This window comes from Agromyces flavus (assembly GCF_900104685.1).
Taxonomy (GTDB): Bacteria; Actinomycetota; Actinomycetes; order Actinomycetales; family Microbacteriaceae; genus Agromyces; species Agromyces flavus.
In genome coordinates, this window is the sequence record NZ_LT629755.1 from 994,445 (window position 1) to 1,012,989 (window position 18,545).

Sequence of the window (18,545 nt, forward strand, 5' to 3'; positions counted from 1 at the left end):
CTCACGCCTCCTGCGCGTCGCGCTGCTGGGCGGCCACCGCGCGGTCGACGCCCGCGAGGCTCTCGACGACGAGGCGGCGCAGCGCCGGCGGCGCGTCGGGGTGGGCGTCGAGCCATCCGCGGCTCGCCTCGGCCAGCGCGGCGTTCGCGAGCGGCGACGGGTAGAGGCCGTCGACGAGCTTCTCGGCGATCGCGTAGCTGCGCTGCTCCCAGACGCGCTCGAGCATGTCGAAATAGCGCTCGACGAACGCCTCGAGCAGCGCAGGGTCGGCGGCGCGGAGGAAGCCGGCCGCGGTGTCGCGCACGACCGAGTTCGACGCGGTGTCGACGTCGACGATCGACGCCCACGCGCGCTCCTTGGCCTCGACGGTCGGGATCGCGGCGCGGGCCTTCGCGGCCGCCTCGCGACCGGTCACGGTGTCGTCGGTCGCGAGGCGCGCGTCGATCTCGTCATCGCCTGCCCGGCCGGCCGCGGCCAGCGCGACGAGCAGCTCCCAGCCGAGGTCGGTGTCGACGGCGAGGCCGTCGAGCTCGAGCGAGCCCTCGTAGAGTGCCTGGAGGTCGTCGAGGTGCGATCCCCGCTCGGCGATCGCGGCGAACGACTTGACGAACTGGAACTGCGCGTCACTGCCCGGCTCGGCCTGCGACGAGAGCTCCCAGAACCCGTCGGCGAGCCGCCGCTGCGCGTCGGCGCGTCGTGCGGGATCGGTGTAGGCGCTCGCGGCGAGGATCGCGTTGGCCAGCACGATGCGGAGCGTCGTCGACTCGGTCTCGCTCGCGATGTTGCCGAGGACGAGCGCCAGGTAGTCGGTCGCCCGCGTCTCGGCGTCGCGCGTGGCGTCCCACACCGAGCCCCACACCAGCGCGCGCGCCAGCGAGTCGTCGATCTCGGACAGGTTGGCGAGGGCGACGCCGTGCGATGCCGCGTCGAGTCGGATCTTGGCGTACGCGAGGTCGTCGTCGTTGAGCAGCACCAGGTCGGGGCGCGCGAGGCCCACGACTTCGGCGACCTCGGTGCGCTCGCCGTCGACGTCGAGCTCGACGCGGTGATCCCGCACGAGCTTGCCGTCCTTCAGGTTGTAGAACCCGATCGCGAGGCGGTGCGGGCGGATGGTGGGGTGCTCGGCGATCGCGGACTGGAGGACTGCGAACGAGGTGATGCGCGCGTCGTCGTCGGTCTCGAACTCGGGACGCAGCGTGTTGACGCCCGCGGTCTCGAGCCACTGCCCGGACCACCCGGAGAGATCGCGGCCGCTCGCGACCTCGAGCTCGGCGAGCAGGTCGGCGAGCGTCGTGTTGCCCCAGGCGTGCTTGCGGAAGTACGCGGAGACCCCGGCGAAGAAGGCGTCGACGCCCACCCAGGCCGCAAGCTGCTTGAGCACCGAACCGCCCTTGGCGTACGTGATGCCGTCGAAGTTGACGAGCACGTCCTCGAGGTCGCGGATCTCGGCGACGATCGGGTGCGTCGAGGGCAGCTGGTCCTGGCGGTACGCCCAGCTCTTCTCCATCGCGTTGAACGTGGTCCACGCGCCGTGCCACTCGGTCGCCTCGGCCGTCGCGATCGTCGAGGCCCACTCGGCGAACGACTCGTTCAGCCACAGGTCGTTCCACCACTTCATGGTCACGAGGTCGCCGAACCACATGTGCGCGAGCTCATGCAGGATCGTGACGACGCGGCGCTCCTTCACGGCGTCGGTCACCTTGGAGCGGAACACGTAGAACTCGGTGAAGGTGACCGCACCCGCGTTCTCCATCGCACCCGCGTTGTACTCGGGCACGAACAGCTGGTCGTACTTCGCGAACGGGTACGGCACTCCGAACTTGGCCTCGAAGTACTCGAAGCCCTGCTTGGTCTTCTCGAAGATGTAGTCGGCGTCGAGGTACTCCGAGAGGCTCTTGCGCGCGAAGACGCCGAGCGGGACGACCCGGCCGTCGGCGCTGGTCAGCTCGTCGCGCACGACGTCGTAGGGTCCTGCGATGAGCGCGGTGATGTAGCTCGAGATGCGCGGGGTCGGCTCGAACGCCCAGGTCGTGGCGCCCTCGTGGGCGGCGACCGGCTCGGGCGTCGGCGAGTTCGACACGACCTGCCAGTGCGCCGGCGCGGTGACCGTGAAACGGAATGCCGCCTTGAGGTCGGGCTGCTCGAACACCGCGTACATGCGGCGCGAGTCGGGCACCTCGAACTGCGTGTAGAGGTACACCTCGTCGTCGACCGGGTCGACGAAGCGGTGCAGGCCCTCGCCCGTGTGCATGTAGCGGCCATCGGCGACGACGGTCAGCTCGTTCTCGACCTTCAGGTCGGCAAGCTGGATGCGCACGCCGTCGCTCACCTCGGCCGGGTCGAGCTCGACGCCGTTGAGGGTGACCGAGTGCACGGCGGCCGTGATCGCGTCGATGAACGTCGACGCCCCCTCGCGAGCGGCGAACCGCACGGTCGTCTCGGAGCGGAACACCTCCGGGCCGGTCGTGACGTCGAGCCTGACGTCGTAGTCGTGCACCGTCACGAGCGCGGCGCGCTCCTCGGCTTCGATGCGGGTGAGGTTCTCTCCAGGCACGCGGGTCTCCATCTGCGTCGAACGGATGCGTCGGCCCGGCGTTCGTGGCGCGGGCAACCCGATCAGCCTAGCCCCGCGTGCGACGTGCACCCCAGCCCTGACGCGGTCGTAGCGTGGCGGTATGCGCGAGAGCACGGATGCCGCGGAGTCGACCGCGGAACGGTACCGGGTGTTCGCCGAGGTCGAGGCGCGGGGTACGTCGCCCGTCTACGCGGACTGGGCCTTGGGCGTCGCCGGCGATCCCGCAACGATCGATCTCATCGACGAGCTCCCCGCAGCGAAGCGACAGCCGAACCTCGTCTTCACGGCGGCGAGATTCCACGGGGCGCCGTCCGGGCCGTACCCGCCGTTCCGCGACTGGCTGCGAGCCCATTGGTCCGACGTGCGGGCCACGGCCTCGACGCATGCCACGCAGACGAACGAGGCGGCTCGATGCGCGCTCCACATCCCGGTGCTCGCCGCGATCGACGGTCCGCTCGCGCTCCTCGAGGTCGGGACGTCCGCGGGACTCTGCCTCTTCCCCGATCGGTACAGCTACCGTTACCCGGGCCATCCGCTGCTCCACCCCGTCGACGGACCCAGTCCGGTCGTCATCGACTGCGCCACGACCGGGCCCGTTCCCGTGCCCGATCACCTCCCCGAGGTCGTCTGGCGTGGCGGCATCGACCTCAACCCGCTCGGCGTCCGCGATCCCGACGACCTCGCGTGGCTCGACGCGCTCATCTGGCCCGAGCACGACGACCGACGCGCGCGCCTGCGGGCCGCTGCCGCGATCGTGGCGGCCGACCCCCCGCGCATCGTGGCCGGCGACCTCGATGCGGAGCTCGACGCGCTCGTCGCCGAGGCGCCGGCCGATGCGACCCTCGTTGTATTCCACACCGCCGTGCTCGCCTACGTCGACGCTCCCGGTCGAGCGCATTTCGCCGAGCACGTGCGCCGACTCCCGGGACACTGGCTCTCGGTGGAGGGGCGAACCGTGATGCCCGGCATCCGCGTGCGCGAGGACGTGCCGAACGAGAGCTCCGATGTCGTCGTGGCACTCGACGGCGTGCAGCTCGCGTGGGCGCAGCCCCACGGCCGTGCCGTCCGATGGGTGCCGGATCCCTAGACTTGCCCCATGCGCATCCACATCGCGACCGACCACGCCGGCCTCGAGTTCAGCCGCACGCTGCAGGCGCACCTGACCAACGGCGGGCACGAGGTCGTCGACCACGGTCCCACCGAGTACGACGCGCTCGACGACTACCCCGCCTTCTGCATCAACGCCGCGCTCGCCGTGGCACGCGATCAGGCCGCGGGCGTGCGCGCGCTCGGTGTCGTGTTCGGCGGGTCGGGCAACGGCGAGCAGATCGCCGCGAACAAGGTGCGCGGCATCCGCGCGGCGCTCGTCTGGAGCATGGACACCGCGATCCTCGCGCGCCAGCACAACGATGCGAACGTGATCTCGATCGGCGCACGCCAGCACACCGTCGAAGAGGCGATCCGCTACATCGACGCCTTCATCGCCGAGCCGTTCTCGGGCGACGAGCGCCACATGCGCCGTATCGGGCAGCTCGCCGAGTACGAGACCACGGGCGACATCGCGGGCAAGGGCGTCGATGCTTCGACGGGCTCAGCACGGCGTGTCGAGGCGTCGGCCGAGGCGCCGGCGGGGGAGTAGCGCCGGTGCCCGAGGGCCATTCCGTCCACCGCATCACCCGCCAGTTCGAGCGCAACTTCGTGGGCCATCTCGTTCGCGCTTCGAGCCCCCAGGGCCGGTTCGCCGAGGGCGCGGCCGACCTCGACGGGCGGCGGATGACGGATGCCCGCGCCGTGGGCAAGCAGATGTTCCTCGGCTTCGAGGGCGACCGCTGGCTGCGGGTGCACCTCGGCATGTACGGCGCGTGGGACTTCGCCGGCGACATCCTGATGGATGCCACCATCGCGTCGTCCAACGGGCGCATGGGGCAGACCAACCAGAAGGGAACGTTCCTCGACGGGCCGAACCCCGACGCCGTCGTGCTCGACACGGCCGGCGAGAACTCGATCACGTCGATCGGCGCCCCCCGTCGCACGCGCCTGCGCATGTCCGAGTCCGAGCGCGAGGGCGAGGGCGACGCGCTCGAGGCGTTCCCGCCCGAACCGGTCGGGCAGGTGCGCGTCCGGCTCCTCACCGAGTCGGTCGTCGCCGACCTCCGCGGGCCGACGGCGTGCGAAGTGCTCGATCCACCGCAGGTCGAGCAGGTGGTCGCGCGGCTCGGCCCCGACCCGCTCCTCTATGACGGGCCCGAAGCCGAGGATCGGTTCACGAGCGTCGTGCGGCGCAAGCCGACGCCGATCGGCCTCCTCCTCATGGACCAGAACGTCGTCTCGGGCATCGGCAACGTCTACCGTGCCGAGCTCCTGTTCCGGGCGCGCCAGAACCCGCACACGCCGGGCCGCCAGGTGCCCGAGGAGCACGTGCGGCACCTCTGGCGCGACTGGGCGAAGCTGCTGCGCATCGGGGTCGAGACCGGCCAGATGATGACCATGGACGACCTCGACGACGAGGCGTGGCGGGCCGCGATGGCCAACCGCGCCGACCGGCACTGGGTGTACAAGCGCGAGGGGCTGCCGTGCCGGGTGTGCGGCACCAACATCGCCATGGAGGAGATCGGCGGGCGCAAGCTGTACTGGTGCCCGTACTGCCAGGCCTAGGAGCGGAATGAGACAGAACCCGAGCTTCACCCTCGCCAGCGAGGAGGGCGTCAAGCGGCTGGTCCGCGAGCATCCGTGGGCCACGATCGTGAGCATGACGGACGCCTCGGGGCTGGTCGCGTCGCACTACCCCGTGCTGCTCGACGAGACCGCCGAGGGCATCGTGCTGCTCACGCACGTCGGCCGCCCCGACGAGCAGGTCCACGAGCTCGGCCGCCATGAGGTGCTCGTGATCGTGCAGGGCCCGCACGGCTACATCTCGCCCGGTTGGTACGACGCGAACCCGGCGGTGCCGACCTGGAACTTCGTGACCGCGCACCTGCACGGCACGCCCGAACTGCTCGACGCCGACGAGAACCTGCGCGTGCTCGAGGCCCTCGTCGACCACTTCGAACAGCGCCTGCCCGAGCCGCGCGGCATGCGATCGACGCCCGAGAACGCCGCGTACGCCGACCGCATCTCGGCGGGCACCGTGGGCCTGCGCATCCCCATCACGCGCTTCGTCGCAAAGAACAAGATGAGCCAGAACAAGCCGGCCGAGACCGTCGACCGCATCATCGCCGAGCTCGAGGGCGACGGCCCGTACGCGAGCCCCGCGCTGGCGGCCGAGATGCGTCGGACGCACGAGGCGTTCCGGGCGGCCCAGGCGTGAGCGGATCGGATGGCGCGCCGACGGCGACGCCCGTGCTCCTCGCCGGCGTGCGCCTGCCCGGTGCCGACGCGCCTGTCGACGTGCACGTCGCCGACGGAACGGTGCGGGCGGTGGTTCCCGCAGGAGCCGCACCGGCGGGTGGCGTCGCGGACGCGGCATCCGCTGCCGAACGCCTCGACCTCGACGGTCGCTTCATCGTGCCCGGGCTGTGGGACCGGCACGTGCACCTGGCGCAGTGGGCGATGGCCGCGCGCCGCCTGGACCTCGGCGCCGTGTCCTCGGCCCTCGAGGCGGCCGCGCTCGTCGCGGCCGCCGTGCGCGACGGCGCCGGCGAGGTGGTCGGCATGGGCTACCGCGACGGCCTCTGGCCCGATCGGCAGCGCATCGACCTGCTCGACCGAGTCGCCGGCGACGTCCCCGTCGTGCTGGTGTCGGGCGACCTGCACTCGTGCTGGGTGAACTCCGCGGCCGGCCGCCGCCACGGCCTGCTCGAGCGCGCCGGCGCGAGCGGCGTGCTCCGCGAGGACGACTGCTTCCGGCTCGTGCGCGAACTCGACGACGTCGCCGACGACGTGCTGGACGACTGGGTCGCCGACGCCGCCCGCGCGGCCGCGGCACGCGGTGTCGTGGGCGTGGTCGACTACGAGATGCGCTGGAATCGCGACGACTGGGCGCGTCGCGCCGCGGCGGGCTTCGACGCCCTGCGCGTGCGGTTCGGCGTCTACACCCAGCATCTCGAGCGCGCCGCCGATGCCCGACTGCGTACGGGCGACGCGATCGAGGGCACCGACGGGCTCGTGCGGGTGGGCGGCTACAAGGTGATCACCGACGGCTCGCTCAACACGCGCACCGCCTGGTGCGTCGACCCGTACCCCGGGCTCGGACCCGACGAGCACCCGTACGGACAGGCCAACGTGCCGTACGACGAGCTCGTGCCGCACCTGCGGCGGGCCCGTGAGATCGGCCTCGATCCGGCCGTGCACGCCATCGGCGACCGCGCGAACGAGCGCGCGCTCGACGCGCTCGAAGCGGTGCAGCCGAGCGGATGGGGCGGCCGCGCGAGCATCGAGCACGCGCAGCTGCTGCGGCGCGAGGACCTCGCGCGGTTCGCGAGTCTCGGCGTCGTGGCCAGCGTGCAGCCCGAGCATGCGATGGACGACCGCGACGTCGCCGAGCGGTACTGGCCCGGACGAACCGATCGGGCGTTCATGCTGCGCGACCTCGCCGACGCCGGCGTCGAGCTCGCACTCGGCTCGGACGCGCCGGTGGCGCGGCTCGACCCGTGGGCGGCCATCGCGGCCGCGGTGGGTCGCGCACGCGACGGCCGCGAGCCCTGGCATCCCGAGCAGGCGATCGACGCGCGCCTCGCACTCGCCGCGTCGACCGACGGCGCCGGATCCGAGGTCCGCGAGGGGGCAGTGGCCGATCTCGCGATCGTGGAGCGCGACCCGGTCGCAACGGAGGGCGCCGAGCTGCGCGAGATGCCCGTGACGATCACCCTCCTCGCGGGCCGCATCACGCACGACGCTCGCTGACGCCCCCGGCACGACCGCTGCCGGGGGTTGACCCCCGTCCCGCTTCGGATGCCCGCCGGCTGGGGCGGCGGCGCACCCGACGCGAGTCTGGATGCATGCCTCCGCACGCTCGCATCGCCACGTCCCGACCCTCCGCCGTCCGTCGCCCGCGCGCCGCTGCGACTGCGCTCGGCCTCCTGGCCGCGGGCGTCGCCGTGTCCGTGGCGTTCGCGGGGTGCGGGCTCGTCGGCCCGGCACGCGTGTCGACCGTCGGTGAGGTCGACTTCGACACGCCGCTGCCGATCCCGCCGCTCGCCCCGTCGACCATCGACGCCGACGGCACCCGCGTCTTCTCGCTCGAGGCGCAGGCCGGCACGACGGAATTCGCACCCGGCGTCGAGAGCGAGACCTGGGGCTTCGACGGCGCCTACCTGGGGCCCACGCTCGTCGCCGATCGCGGCGAGCGCGTGCGGGTCGACGTCGCCAACGGCCTGGACGTCGCGACGATCGTGCACTGGCACGGCATGCACCTCCCCGCCGAGATGGACGGCGGTCCGCACCAGATGATCGATCCCGGTGGCGCATGGTCGCCCGAGTGGACCATCGACCAACCCGCCGCGACACTCTGGTACCACCCTCACCCGCACGGCGAGACCGAGCAGCACGTCGCGCGCGGCCTCGCAGGCATGTTCCTCGTGCGCGACGACGCCGAGGCGGCGCTGCCGCTGCCGCGCGAGTACGGTGTCGACGACCTGCCGGTCATCGTCCAGGATGCCGCGTTCACCGACGAGGGTCGCATCGAGTCGTCCGCGCAGGGCTTCGCCGGCCGGCTCGGCGACGAGCTGCTCGTGAACGGCGCGCGCGGTCCGTACGCCGAGGTCCATGACGAGCTGGTGCGGCTGCGGCTGCTGAACGCATCGACCGCCCGGAGCTACGCCTTCACGTGGGAGGACGGGCGGCAGTCCGAGCTGATCGCGACGGACGGCGGGCTCCTCGAGGCATCCGTCGCGCTCGACCGCGTCGTGCTCTCGCCCGGCGAACGCGCCGAGGTGCTCGTGCGCGTGGCGCCCGGCGAGCGGCTCACGCTCCAGTCCGTCATGACGCCGGACGCCGCGGGGCTGCAGCCCACGATCGCGGCCATGAACGGCGGGACCGACGAGTTCGACGTGCTCGAGCTGCGCGCCGCAGCCGAGCTCGACCCGGCCCCCGACGTGCCCGACCGCCTCGCGGACCTCCCGCCCGTCGGCACCGAGGACGTGGTCGAGACGCGGACCTTCACGCTCGACGGCTTCCAGATCGACGGTCGGCAGATGCAGCTCGACCGGATCGACCACTCGACGACCGTCGGCACCACCGAACGCTGGCGGGTCGAGAACGCCAGCGCGATGCCGCACAGCTTCCACGTCCACGACGTGCAGTTCCGCATCGCATCGATCGACGGCGCTGCGCCGCCGCCTGAGCTCGCCGGATGGAAGGACACGATCTTCGTCCGGCCCGAGACCGAGTACGAACTGATCCTCCGGTTCGAGGACTACGCCGATCCGGACACGCCGTACATGTACCACTGCCACCTGCTGTGGCACGAGGACCAGGGGATGATGGGCCAGTTCGCCGTCGTCGAGCCCGGTCAGCGTGCGACGATGACCGAGGAGACCGATCATGACCACCATTGACTCCGCGAGCGCGCCTCGCGCCGCACAGCCGACGGGTGACGCCGCCGTGCGACGACGGCGCGGGTACGGCGGGCTGTGGGCGGCGGTGCCGCGCGAGCTCGGCTACCTCCTGCTCGGATTCCCCATCGCGATCGTCGGGTTCGTCGTGCTCGTCACGCTCTTCTCGACCGGCGTGAGCCTGCTCGTCGTCGTGGTCGGCCTCGCGATCGTGGTCGCGGCGCTCTACACGGCACGCGGTTTCGGCCTGGTCGAGCTCGTGCGACTGGCGTGGGCCGGGCGCCCCGAGATCCGGCGACCCAACTGGGATGCCGCGGCCCCGGCCGGCGACGGACCGTGGCGTGCCTTCTTCGCTCCCTTCGTCGACGGGCACTACTGGCTCTACCTGCTGCACGGCATGATCGTCGCCCCCATCGTCGCGCTGTTCAGCTGGACCGTCACCGTCGTCTGGCTCGCGGTCGGTCTCGGCGGCGTCACGTACTGGTTCTGGGCCATGTTCATCCCCGTGGACGGGCGGGAGTTCTGGCCGCACGAGTGGGTGCTCGACCGCATCTGGCCCGGAGGGGCCGCGGCCGTCGACGTCGAGCCGCTGGTCGGCGAATCCATCGCGCAGTTCCTGCTCGGCGCCGTCTTCCTCCTCACGCTCCCGTTCGTGACCGCTGGGCTCACGTGGATGCACGATCAGATCGCGCGCGGCATGCTCGGAGCGTGGCGCTCCGAGGCGCTCCAGCGCCAGGTGCAGCAGCTCGCGGCCTCGCGCGGCGCGGCCGTCCAGGCCGAGGACGCCGCGCTGCGGCGCCTCGAGCGCGACATCCACGACGGCCCGCAGCAGCGCCTCGTGCGCCTGCAGATGGACCTGGCCGCGATCGAGCGCAAGCTCGAGGCCGACCCCGACGCCGCACGCTCGCTGCTGGGGGAGGCGCGCGAACAGGCCCGTGACACGCTGGACGAGCTGCGCGCGCTCTCACGCGGATTCGCGCCGCCGCTGCTGCAGGACCGCGGCCTCGCGAGCGCGCTCGAATCGCTGGCCGGTCGCAGCCCGGTGCCGGTGATACTCGAGCTCGATCTCCCGGCGGACGCCGTGCTGCCCGCCGCGATCGAGCGCAACGCGTACTTCATCGCGGCCGAGCTGCTCACCAACGCGGCCAAGCATTCGTCGGCGAGCGCCATCCGGCTTCGTCTCTCGACTCGCGACACCGGCGCCTCCGGTCACTGGCTCGACCTCTGGGTCACCGACAACGGGCACGGCGGCGCGACGGCGATGCCGGGCCACGGGCTCGCCGGACTCGACGAGCGCGTCCGAGGGCTCGGCGGGGTGCTCGTCCTCGACAGCCCCGCCGGCGGTCCGACCGTGATCGGCGCCCACTTCCCGTACGTGCCGGCCGCTAGTGTGGGCGCGTGACCGCCACGTCCGACCGTCCGATCCGCGTCGTGCTCGCCGAGGATTCGATGCTCCTGCGCGAGGGACTCGTGCGGCTGTTCGACGAGGCCGGTTTCGAGACGGTCGGCGCCTACGGCGACGCCGAGGCGCTGCTGTCCGAAGTCGATCGGGTGGGGCCGGATGTCGCGGTGCTCGACGTGCGCATGCCGCCGACGTTCCGCGGCGAGGGCGTCCGAGCCGCCATCGAGTTGCGACGACGGGTGCCCGGGCTCGGGGTGCTGCTGCTCAGCCAGTACGTCGAGGGCACGTACGCGCATGAGCTCCTCGCATCGGCCGACGGCGGTATGGGCTACTTGCTGAAGGATCGCGTCGCGTCGCTCGAGGACCTCCAGGACGCGGTCGAGCGCGTGCACGACGGAGGCACCGTGCTCGACCCGCAGGTGGTGCGGGAGCTCCTCTCGCGACGCGGCGACCCGCTCGCAGCCCTCACGCCGCGCGAACGCGAGGTGCTCGAGCTCATGGCCGAGGGTCGCACCAACTCGGGCATCGCCACGCAGTTGTTCATCGGCGTCGGGGCGGTCGAGAAGAACGTGACGTCCATCTTCCAGAAGCTGGGGCTGGAGGACTCCGGGACCGACCACCGGCGCGTGCTCGCCGTGCTCGCGTGGCTGCGCCGGTAGGCGGCCTCACGCCGTCGGCGGCGTAGGTCGCAGCGGCGTGTGCTCGCGCCACACGCGACGGTACAAGTCGTACCCGCGGCGCAGCATCCAGACGAGCGCGCCCATTCCGACGACGACGCCCACCGCGACGCACACCCCGACCGGCGCGTCGAACGACGCCGCCACCCCGCCCGCCAAGAGGCCGGCCACGGTGGAGGTCACGACCGAGATGATCATCATCGAGCTGCCGAGGATCTGGGTGGCCGGGCGCGGGAAGAACACGTGGTACGTGACCTCCGAGCCTCGCATGTCGTCGAACGGCGACATCATCAGGTAGGGCTCGAGGCCCGGGTCGAGGTCGAGGTACGCCGCCCGCAGCCGGTTCATCGCGAGGACGTACATGAGGTCCTCCGTCGCCGTGTTGAAGGCGCGGAGCATGGTGATCAGGCCGAGCAGGAGCAGGAGGAACAGGACACCGAGGGCCGCGACTCCGAACCATCCTCGGAACTGGGTCGCGTTGCCGAGGATCCCGAGCCCGATGAGCCCGGCGGAGACCACGGTGAGGAAGATCGCGATCCTCGTGAGCACTTCGCCTTGGGTCGTGCTGCGCGACGCGAGCAGGCTCCAGTGTTCGGTCGCGAGCAGTTGGGCGCGGAGGGACTTCTGGGCGTCGGTGAGGCCGTCGGCTCCGAGCGCGTCGCCGGAGTCCGGCGGCGACGGGTCGGGCCCGGGCGCATCCGCCATACCGGCATTGTGCACCCGGGCCCGTCGCTGCCGCGCGTTCGCGGCGGCGAGGCGCTCGCGATTACTTCACGCTCACGTGCGCCGCGAGGAACCAGCGGTCCTTGTCGAGGCCGCGCCGGATCTCGATGGCGACGTCCTGGCTCGTGGGGTCGAGCTCCTCGAGGCCCTCGATCGCCGCGTTGACCTTCTCGGTGGCGACGTCGATCTGCGCGACCACGTCGGTGATGGTCTCGTCGGACTGCTTGAAGCCCGCCGACGGGTTCACCGCATCGCTCTCCTTGGCGATGGTCGCCAGGCGTGCGTCGATCGGCAGGCCGAGCGCGACGACCCGCTCGGCGGCGAGGTCGGCCCATTCCTGCGCGTGCTCCACGACGACGTCGAGAAACTCGTGCACCTCGAGGAAGTCGCGGCCGCGCACGTTCCAGTGCGCCTGCTTCCCGTTCAGTGCGAGCGCGGTCAGCTCATGGACCATCGGGGTGAAGAACTGCGACACGCCCGAGGCGACCTCGGGGTCGGCCCCCTTCATCGGTGCCTTGGGCTTCCGCGATGCGGTCTTCGATGCGGTCTTGGAGTCGGTCATGTGGTCCCCTTCCACTCGATGACGTGACGCATGCCACGCTACGCCGAACGTCGGACGCCGCGCCGGGATTCCCACCGGATCGGCGGGGGGTTGACGGCGTGGCTGCTCGTCTCAGTCGGTCGAGGGTCGCGGATGGTGCGGGCCGCGATGGATCTCGACCACGCGCGATACCCCGGGTGACTCCGGGTCGTCCGTGATCGGCCGGTCGGCCATGAACTGGCGGATGATGTGAGCGAGTTCGCCCGGGTGGCTGAAGTTGATGGCGTGCGCGGCACCGCGGATGCCCACGAGGAGCACGTGCGAGTCGGTCATCGCCGCCACCTCGTGCACGCGGCTCGGCGGCGGCATCAGCGGGTCGCGATCGCCGATCACCACGAGCGTCGGGACGCTGAGGTCCAGCAGCCGGTCCAGGGACGGGTACTGGGTGAGCGCACGGAACATCCTGAGCGTGCTCGGCACGCCGAATCGGAGGTAGTCGGGCGCGGCGACGCCGATCATGCGGGGCGGTTCGCGCATGCCGTCGCGGCTGAGCTGCCGTATGGCGCGGGAGAGCGGCTGGTTGAACAGCCCGCCGGCGGGCGAGACGAGCACGGCTCGCTCGAGGCGGTCGGGATGGTGGTACGCGAACTCCGTGATGACGGGACATCCCATCGAGTTTCCGACGAGCGTCACTTCCTCGACGCCGCGGTCGTCGAGGAAGCGCGCGGCGGCGTGAGCCAGGTCGGGGACGTCGAGGGCGTTCGCCATCCGCTGGCTCCGCCCGAAGCCCGGGAGATCGGGGACGAGCGTGTGGAAGTCGTCGCCGAGCCGTTCCGCGGTGGGGAGCAGGTACCGGCCCGAGAGTCCGAACCCGTGCACGTGCATCATGACCGGCGCGTCGGGCGGGTTCTGCGACTCCCGGTAGAACACCTCGATGCCGTCGATCTCGGTCCATCGGCCGGCCAGACCCGATTCGGGCCGGCTCGGGTGCATGCGCGACCGGTGCCGCGATCCTGAGCGCGTGTTCGACGGCGAGCCCGTCACGACGCATCACCCGCGCGCGCATCGAGTGGCGCGGGCCGGCGCTGCGTCCATCCCACGACGAGTCCGCCGAGCGCGAGCGCCGCCACGATGAGGGCACCCCTCCAGTAGGGCGCGGCGACCCAGGCCGCGTAGACCGCGGCTCCGAAGGAGAGCACGAAGGCGACCGTGACGACGGTCCACGAGGTGCGGACGCCGAACAGCACGAGCGTTCCGGCGAGCATCACGGCCGCGCCGCCGACCATCGCGAGCGTCGCGGCGACGACGGGAGCCTCAGGGCCGACGAGCAAGGCCGTGCCGAAGGCCACCTGGATCATTCCTCCGAGCCACGCCAGATCGGCGATGACCCGCGTCCGTTCCGACCGGGTTGCACCCATGACGTACCCCCTCGAGGCCACGGTGCTGCTGCACCGTCCAGAGTACTCCCGAGCACGGGACGTGGAGGGACCTCATCGGGCACGCGAGTCGGCGGCTCGGAACACGGGGTTCCGAGCCGCCGACGACAGGGTGGATGAGGTCGGCGAGCGTCAGTCGCCGCAGATGCCCCTGGCGGTCTCGTTCTTGCCCTGGCCGCCGAGCGCCGTGACGACGTCGCCGACGTTCGTGAATCCGAGGGCGCCCTCGGTGTTGATGGTCTTGTGCACCTGACCGAAGCAGGCCGCGTCGGCGGGCGCAGCGTGCGCGGTGCCGGCGACGCCGAACGTGGCGAGCGCGGCGACGAATCCGGTGGCGAGAATGCGCTTCATTGGACTTCCCCTTCTGTCGGCGGGTGGGATCACCCGATACCTGTACTTCCCTTCCAGGCGGGGAATCGGATGCACCTGATCGCAGAATCCTCTGCCGGCCCTGAAGGAGGTGGAACGGAAACGGCCGGACCCGCGTCATCCGCGGGTCCGGCCGTTCACGATGTCCTGAGACATCACAGAGAGGGGATGACGGGAATCGAACCCGCACCATCAGTTTGGAAGACTGAGGCTCTGCCATTGAGCTACATCCCCGTGCGCCCTCTCGGGCACCCGATCATCGTAGTACACGGGCGGGTCCGGTCCGTGACCGGCGTCGGCGTGGGCGCCTGGCTAGCGGAGCGCTGCGATCGTGCGGATGGCGCTGCGGGCGAGGCGCACCTGGCGTTCGTAGGTCGCCGCGATCGCGATGAGGAGCGCACCGGCGATGCCGAGCCACAGCCACCACCACACGTCCTCGTAGAACGCGCTGAGGTACGGCCAGAGCTGCACGATCCCATGGACGAGGAGGACCGCGCCGCCGACGAGCAGCGGCGCCTGGAGTCTGAGGGCTGCGCCGACCGCGACCGCCGCGGCGGAGACCACGCCGAGCGCGACGAGTCGCCACAGTTCGGGTTCGGTCCAGTCGGCGACGAGGGCCGGCACCAGGAGCACGGCCAGGCCCGGACCGAGTGCGGGCCAACTGCCGAGTGTCCTGTCCCTCCTCAGTGCGAGGGAACCCGCGCTGATCAGTCCGATCGCGATCGGAACGGTCACCACGTCGAACGGATCGACGGTTCCGGCAGTGAGTGCGGGCATGCCGGTGACCACGAAGGCCCCGACGCTCGACCACCGTACGACCGGTCCGCCGATGGGCCGTGCGTCGCTGGCGGCATTGGCGATGTGGAGTACGGCCAGCGCGGACATCATGACCGCCGCGCGGATCAGTGCGTGGCGATCCTCCAGGATGGCGGCCAGCGTCGGGACGCACGCCGCGATCACCGAGGCGACGAAGGCCCACTCGGCCGCGACCGCGGGGCGGCTCTGCGTGCGGACCCACGCGACCGCCGCCGCGAGGCCCACGGCGAGCGCGATGAGCGGCCAGAACTCGATGATCAGCCGGCTGGGTTCGCCCAGCGCGACCGCGGTGCCGCGAACGAGGGCTGCGCCGGTGACCGCGACCCACCCGGTACCGACTGTGAGCATGCGCACCGGCACGCCTCGGAAACGCTCCGGCAGGAAGAATCCCGCGAGGACGGCGACGGTTCCGGAAGAGACGAGGACCAGCACTCGGAGCTCCGAGTCACCGGCCGTGGCGACGCTGGGCAGCACCGCGACGGCGGCCGCGGAAGCAAGCACGGCGCTCCGGCCGGCGGCGGTGCCGTCGACCGACGCGCGCCGCCACATGATCAGTGCGCCGGCGGCGAGCAGGGCCCCGGCGAGCGGGAGGGTGTACGACTCAACCTCGCGCACGTCCTGCTCGCCGATCCACGCCCAGACGCTGCCGATCGCGAGCACCAGCGTCAGCCAGGACAGGTGGCGCGTCGGCGAGGCGCCCCCGATCGGGTCGCCGTCGAGAGCTGCGATGAGGATCGGGACGGGTGCCAGGACGAGCAGGACGATCCACGGTTCGGCCGCGTCCGTCCGGGGGACCATGGTGCTGATGAGCGCGATGAGGGCGACCAGGCCGACGGCGCCGCTCCACGCCCAATGTGTCGTTTGATCGTGCGGCACGACGACGAGGGCGAGCACGGCGGCCAGCAGTGCCGCGGCGGCCATCCCGTATCCCGCGCCGCCCGTTGGCCCGTACGCCGTCATGAGTCCGGCGCCCGCGAATCCCATCGAGACGGGCACGATGGCTGCGGCCGCGTGGCGGATGGGCATGAGGTCGGATCGGATCCATGCCGCGCCGGAGCCGACGAGTACGGCGGCCGGGATCCAGTCGAGCGGCATGGGCGGCATGGCGGCGAGGAGGATGCTGCCGCCGAGGCCGGCTGCGAACGACGGGACGACGATCGCCAGGCGGTCGGTCCGTGGCATCCGCGGGAACGCCGCCGGCACAGCCACCAGGACGGAACCGGTCAGTGCGAGCAGGAACACTCCCGATCGCCACGGCTCCGGGAACGGCGTCTCCGCCACGATGGCCCATCCCGGCAGCGCGAACGCGGCGAGGATCACCATCGCGGTCGCCGCGACGGTATGGAGCGGCGCGGCGACGGCCGAGGTCGGATCGGACCATACCCGGCTCGCGAGCGCACGCCCGCCGAGGGCCGCCGCGACCACCACGGGCACCGCCCACCACCACAGGTCGACACTCGCGTGCGAGAGGGCCCAGGCCGTGGCGGCCGAGGTCACTCCGAAGACGGCGAGCACCGCGGTGACTCCCGGCAGGGAGCGGACGGCGGGGAGCGCAGCGGCGACCAGCGCGACGATCGCCACGCCGAGGAGGATGCCCATGACCGCGAGGAGGGTGGGAGCCGCGACGGCGGCGGCGCCGGCGCCGGTGAGCGCGAGCGCGGTGGGAACTGCGGCGAGCGGACGGAGTCGGCGCAGCAGGCCGAGCGCGATGACGGCGCCGACGGCGAGCGCGAGCGGTGCGATCACGGCGCCGAGGCGCAACTCGTCGAGGCCGAGCAGTTCGCCGGGCGAGCGTGGCGCAGTCGCATCGGCGCGCCATCCGGCCATGGCCGCGGCGGGAAGGTCGGCTGCGAGTGCGGGAACCACGAGGATCGCCGGAAGTGCGGCGGCGGCAGCGACGACGGCGGCGGCGACGAAGGCGGCCATCGCGTGGCGGCCGGGCGATCCGCCCGCACGCGTGAGCGCCGCAACGACGACGGCGACTCCGGCGGCGGATGCCGGGGCGATCCAGATCGCCTCGCCGCGATCGAGCTCGAATGCGGCGCCGATGGCCGGCGCGAGCGCCGCGGCGACGCTCGCGGCGACGGCGGCGCCGAGCGTCCAGGCGTCGGTGGTGCGGGCGTCTCGCCACCGAGCCAGGAGGAGCGCGACCCACGACGCCGACGAGGCGAGCAGTGCACAGGTCGCGCCCCACGAGATCGTCGGGAGCGCCCAGGACGCGGCGACCAGCGCGATCGCACCGCCGCCGAACCCGCCGGCCAGCATGATGGTGCGCTCCACCGTCGGCCGCACGAACTGGCCGATGGCGCCTGCGACCACGGCAGCCAGCCCGCCGAGCCAGGCCGCCGTGCCGACCTCGTCATCGGGTGACGCGCCGAACCCGAGGAGGAAGGCGCCGACCGGCGCGAGCGCCGCCGCGGCGAATCCCGGGACGCGCACGCGGCTCACCCAACGAGCGGCGGCCAGGATCGCCGAGACCACCAGCAGCGCGCCGCCCCAGTAGCCCAGTTCGTCGAGCCGCTCGGTCCCGAAGAGCTCGTTCGCGCGGACGATCCAGACGTCGAGCACGAGCAGCACGACCGCGACCGCCGCGACGCCCTCGGCCGTGCCTCCGAGACCCCGGGCACGCAGTACCCACGCGAGCGCGAGCACGAGGACGCTCGCCGCGGCCGTGATGACGGATCGCACCTCGAGCGTCGCGACGAGGTAGGCGACGAGCAGGAACACGATCGCGGCGACGGAGAGGAGGACGACGCCGAGGGTGAGCAGGAGCACCTGCACGCCGGACCGTCGGGGGCGCGTGCCGGCCGGCGCATGCGGTGGCGTGATCGCTTCAGGAGGGGGAGACGAGCCGCGGTCGGGGGCCGATGTCACCGGCACCGGCACCGGCGCGGGCATGGGTACGGGCACGGACGCGACCGATTCGGGAGCCACCGGTGGCAGCGGGGGCGGGGTCGGTGCGGCCGGGATGGGCTGCCGCCCATCGACCTCGGCTCGCGCCTGCGCGGCACGCATCGATCCGATCACGGCCTGGCGCTCACGTTCGGCATCCCGGACGCGCACGCCCGCGGCGAATAGTTCTGCGGCGGCCGGCACGTCGAGCCGAAGCCCGCACACGTCGCAGCCCACCCGATGCAGCGGACTGAAGCAGGCCGGACAGAGCGTCGCATCGACCAGGTGCGCAGGGTCGCTCGGCCAGCGCCGCAGATCGGGTGCCGAAGGCGGGGACTGATCGGTCATGCGCTCACTCTGGCACGCGCCGAACGCCGGATCCTCGGTGCGCACACGGAGTCTCCGTCCACAGGACGGTTGCGGACGGGTCGCGACGCGGGGCGGCCGCGACGCGTGCAGTAGACTTTCCCGGGTCCATCCCGCGCATCGCGTGCTTCGGCGCGCCGACGCGCCGGACCGGCGAGTCAAGCCGGCGACTCGGGGCGTAGCTCAGCTTGGCTAGAGCGCCCGCTTTGGGAGCGGGAGGTCGCAGGTTCGAATCCTGTCGCCCCGACGAGTCGCAT

Annotated in this window: 15 protein-coding genes and 2 tRNA genes; 9 read left to right on the top strand and 8 right to left on the bottom strand. The window is 72.1% G+C overall.

Going from position 1 to position 18,545, the window contains the following annotated elements; genetic code table 11:
* Nucleotide 1: 1 nt before the first annotated feature.
* Nucleotides 2-2,554 carry an aminopeptidase N gene (pepN, locus tag BLT99_RS04705; RefSeq protein WP_092675639.1) on the bottom strand — a complete coding sequence of 851 codons (2,553 nt, stop codon included), beginning with the start codon at nucleotides 2,552-2,554 and terminating at the stop codon, nucleotides 2-4.
* Nucleotides 2,555-2,675: 121 nt separating this feature from the next.
* Between pepN and BLT99_RS04710 the strand changes: the two genes are divergently transcribed.
* The 8 genes from BLT99_RS04710 (at nucleotide 2,676) to BLT99_RS04745 (ending at nucleotide 11,127) form a co-directional block, all read left to right on the top strand.
* Entirely contained in the window at nucleotides 2,676-3,662 is a 987-nt protein-coding gene (locus BLT99_RS04710; protein WP_092669694.1) for a DUF2332 domain-containing protein, read from the top strand.
* 9 nt (nucleotides 3,663-3,671) lie between these two features.
* Nucleotides 3,672-4,214, top strand: coding sequence for a ribose-5-phosphate isomerase (locus tag BLT99_RS04715; RefSeq protein ID WP_092669696.1), 543 nt, complete (start codon nucleotides 3,672-3,674; stop codon nucleotides 4,212-4,214).
* 5 nt (nucleotides 4,215-4,219) lie between these two features.
* A complete protein-coding gene (locus BLT99_RS04720; RefSeq protein ID WP_092669698.1) occupies nucleotides 4,220-5,230 on the top strand; it encodes an Fpg/Nei family DNA glycosylase in 1,011 nt (336 codons plus the stop codon).
* Nucleotides 5,231-5,237: 7 nt separating this feature from the next.
* Nucleotides 5,238-5,882 carry an FMN-binding negative transcriptional regulator gene (locus BLT99_RS04725; protein WP_092669700.1) on the top strand — a complete coding sequence of 215 codons (645 nt, stop codon included), beginning with the start codon at nucleotides 5,238-5,240 and terminating at the stop codon, nucleotides 5,880-5,882.
* Nucleotides 5,879-7,417: an amidohydrolase gene (locus BLT99_RS04730; protein WP_197675525.1), complete on the top strand. Its 1,539-nt coding sequence runs from the start codon at nucleotides 5,879-5,881 to the stop codon at nucleotides 7,415-7,417. The genes BLT99_RS04725 and BLT99_RS04730 overlap by 4 nt, the downstream gene beginning before the upstream one ends.
* A 95-nt stretch (nucleotides 7,418-7,512) precedes the next feature.
* Nucleotides 7,513-9,069, top strand: coding sequence for a multicopper oxidase family protein (locus BLT99_RS04735; RefSeq protein WP_172802963.1), 1,557 nt, complete (start codon nucleotides 7,513-7,515; stop codon nucleotides 9,067-9,069).
* A complete protein-coding gene (locus BLT99_RS04740; RefSeq protein ID WP_092669702.1) occupies nucleotides 9,056-10,468 on the top strand; it encodes a sensor histidine kinase in 1,413 nt (470 codons plus the stop codon). Before BLT99_RS04735 ends, BLT99_RS04740 begins: the two co-directional genes overlap by 14 nt.
* A complete protein-coding gene (locus BLT99_RS04745; protein WP_268238583.1) occupies nucleotides 10,465-11,127 on the top strand; it encodes a response regulator in 663 nt (220 codons plus the stop codon). The genes BLT99_RS04740 and BLT99_RS04745 overlap by 4 nt, the downstream gene beginning before the upstream one ends.
* Nucleotides 11,128-11,133: 6 nt before the next feature.
* Here BLT99_RS04745 and BLT99_RS04750 read toward each other — a convergent pair whose 3' ends face one another.
* From BLT99_RS04750 to BLT99_RS04780, 7 genes are all read right to left on the bottom strand, one after another.
* A complete protein-coding gene (locus tag BLT99_RS04750; RefSeq protein ID WP_092669704.1) occupies nucleotides 11,134-11,850 on the bottom strand; it encodes a hypothetical protein in 717 nt (238 codons plus the stop codon).
* A 61-nt stretch (nucleotides 11,851-11,911) separates the two neighbouring features.
* Nucleotides 11,912-12,430, bottom strand: a complete 519-nt coding sequence (locus BLT99_RS04755) for a Dps family protein (RefSeq protein ID WP_092669706.1) — start codon at nucleotides 12,428-12,430, stop codon at nucleotides 11,912-11,914.
* Between the two features lie 111 nt (nucleotides 12,431-12,541).
* Complete coding sequence (locus tag BLT99_RS04760) at nucleotides 12,542-13,402, bottom strand: alpha/beta fold hydrolase (RefSeq protein WP_092669708.1); 861 nt, start codon at nucleotides 13,400-13,402, stop codon at nucleotides 12,542-12,544.
* 47 nt (nucleotides 13,403-13,449) lie between these two features.
* A complete protein-coding gene (locus BLT99_RS04765) occupies nucleotides 13,450-13,827 on the bottom strand; it encodes a hypothetical protein (RefSeq protein ID WP_133988545.1) in 378 nt (125 codons plus the stop codon).
* A 150-nt stretch (nucleotides 13,828-13,977) separates the two neighbouring features.
* Nucleotides 13,978-14,196, bottom strand: a complete 219-nt coding sequence (locus BLT99_RS04770; RefSeq protein ID WP_092669712.1) for a hypothetical protein — start codon at nucleotides 14,194-14,196, stop codon at nucleotides 13,978-13,980.
* A 181-nt stretch (nucleotides 14,197-14,377) separates the two neighbouring features.
* Nucleotides 14,378-14,448 (bottom strand) — tRNA-Gly (locus BLT99_RS04775).
* 78 nt (nucleotides 14,449-14,526) lie between these two features.
* Entirely contained in the window at nucleotides 14,527-18,270 is a 3,744-nt protein-coding gene (locus tag BLT99_RS04780) for an SCO7613 C-terminal domain-containing membrane protein (protein ID WP_133988544.1), read from the bottom strand.
* A 190-nt stretch (nucleotides 18,271-18,460) separates the two neighbouring features.
* Between BLT99_RS04780 and BLT99_RS04785 the strand changes: the two genes are divergently transcribed.
* Nucleotides 18,461-18,535, top strand: a tRNA-Pro gene (locus tag BLT99_RS04785).
* The last annotated feature ends 10 nt before the right edge of the window (nucleotides 18,536-18,545 follow it).

Bases quoted from the DNA above. Each gene is read 5' to 3' on its own strand.
- BLT99_RS04710 (WP_092669694.1), top strand. From the start codon at position 2,676: ATGCGCGAGAGCACGGATGCCGCGGAGTCGACCGCGGAACGGTACCGG.
- BLT99_RS04715 (WP_092669696.1), top strand. From the start codon at position 3,672: ATGCGCATCCACATCGCGACCGACCACGCCGGCCTCGAGTTCAGCCGC.
- BLT99_RS04725 (WP_092669700.1), top strand. From the start codon at position 5,238: ATGAGACAGAACCCGAGCTTCACCCTCGCCAGCGAGGAGGGCGTCAAG.
- BLT99_RS04735 (WP_172802963.1), top strand. From the start codon at position 7,513: ATGCCTCCGCACGCTCGCATCGCCACGTCCCGACCCTCCGCCGTCCGT.
- BLT99_RS04740 (WP_092669702.1), top strand. From the start codon at position 9,056: ATGACCACCATTGACTCCGCGAGCGCGCCTCGCGCCGCACAGCCGACG.
- BLT99_RS04750 (WP_092669704.1), bottom strand. From the start codon at position 11,850: ATGGCGGATGCGCCCGGGCCCGACCCGTCGCCGCCGGACTCCGGCGAC.
- BLT99_RS04755 (WP_092669706.1), bottom strand. From the start codon at position 12,430: ATGACCGACTCCAAGACCGCATCGAAGACCGCATCGCGGAAGCCCAAG.
- BLT99_RS04760 (WP_092669708.1), bottom strand. From the start codon at position 13,402: ATGCACCCGAGCCGGCCCGAATCGGGTCTGGCCGGCCGATGGACCGAG.
- BLT99_RS04765 (WP_133988545.1), bottom strand. From the start codon at position 13,827: ATGGGTGCAACCCGGTCGGAACGGACGCGGGTCATCGCCGATCTGGCG.
- BLT99_RS04770 (WP_092669712.1), bottom strand. From the start codon at position 14,196: ATGAAGCGCATTCTCGCCACCGGATTCGTCGCCGCGCTCGCCACGTTC.
- BLT99_RS04780 (WP_133988544.1), bottom strand. From the start codon at position 18,270: ATGACCGATCAGTCCCCGCCTTCGGCACCCGATCTGCGGCGCTGGCCG.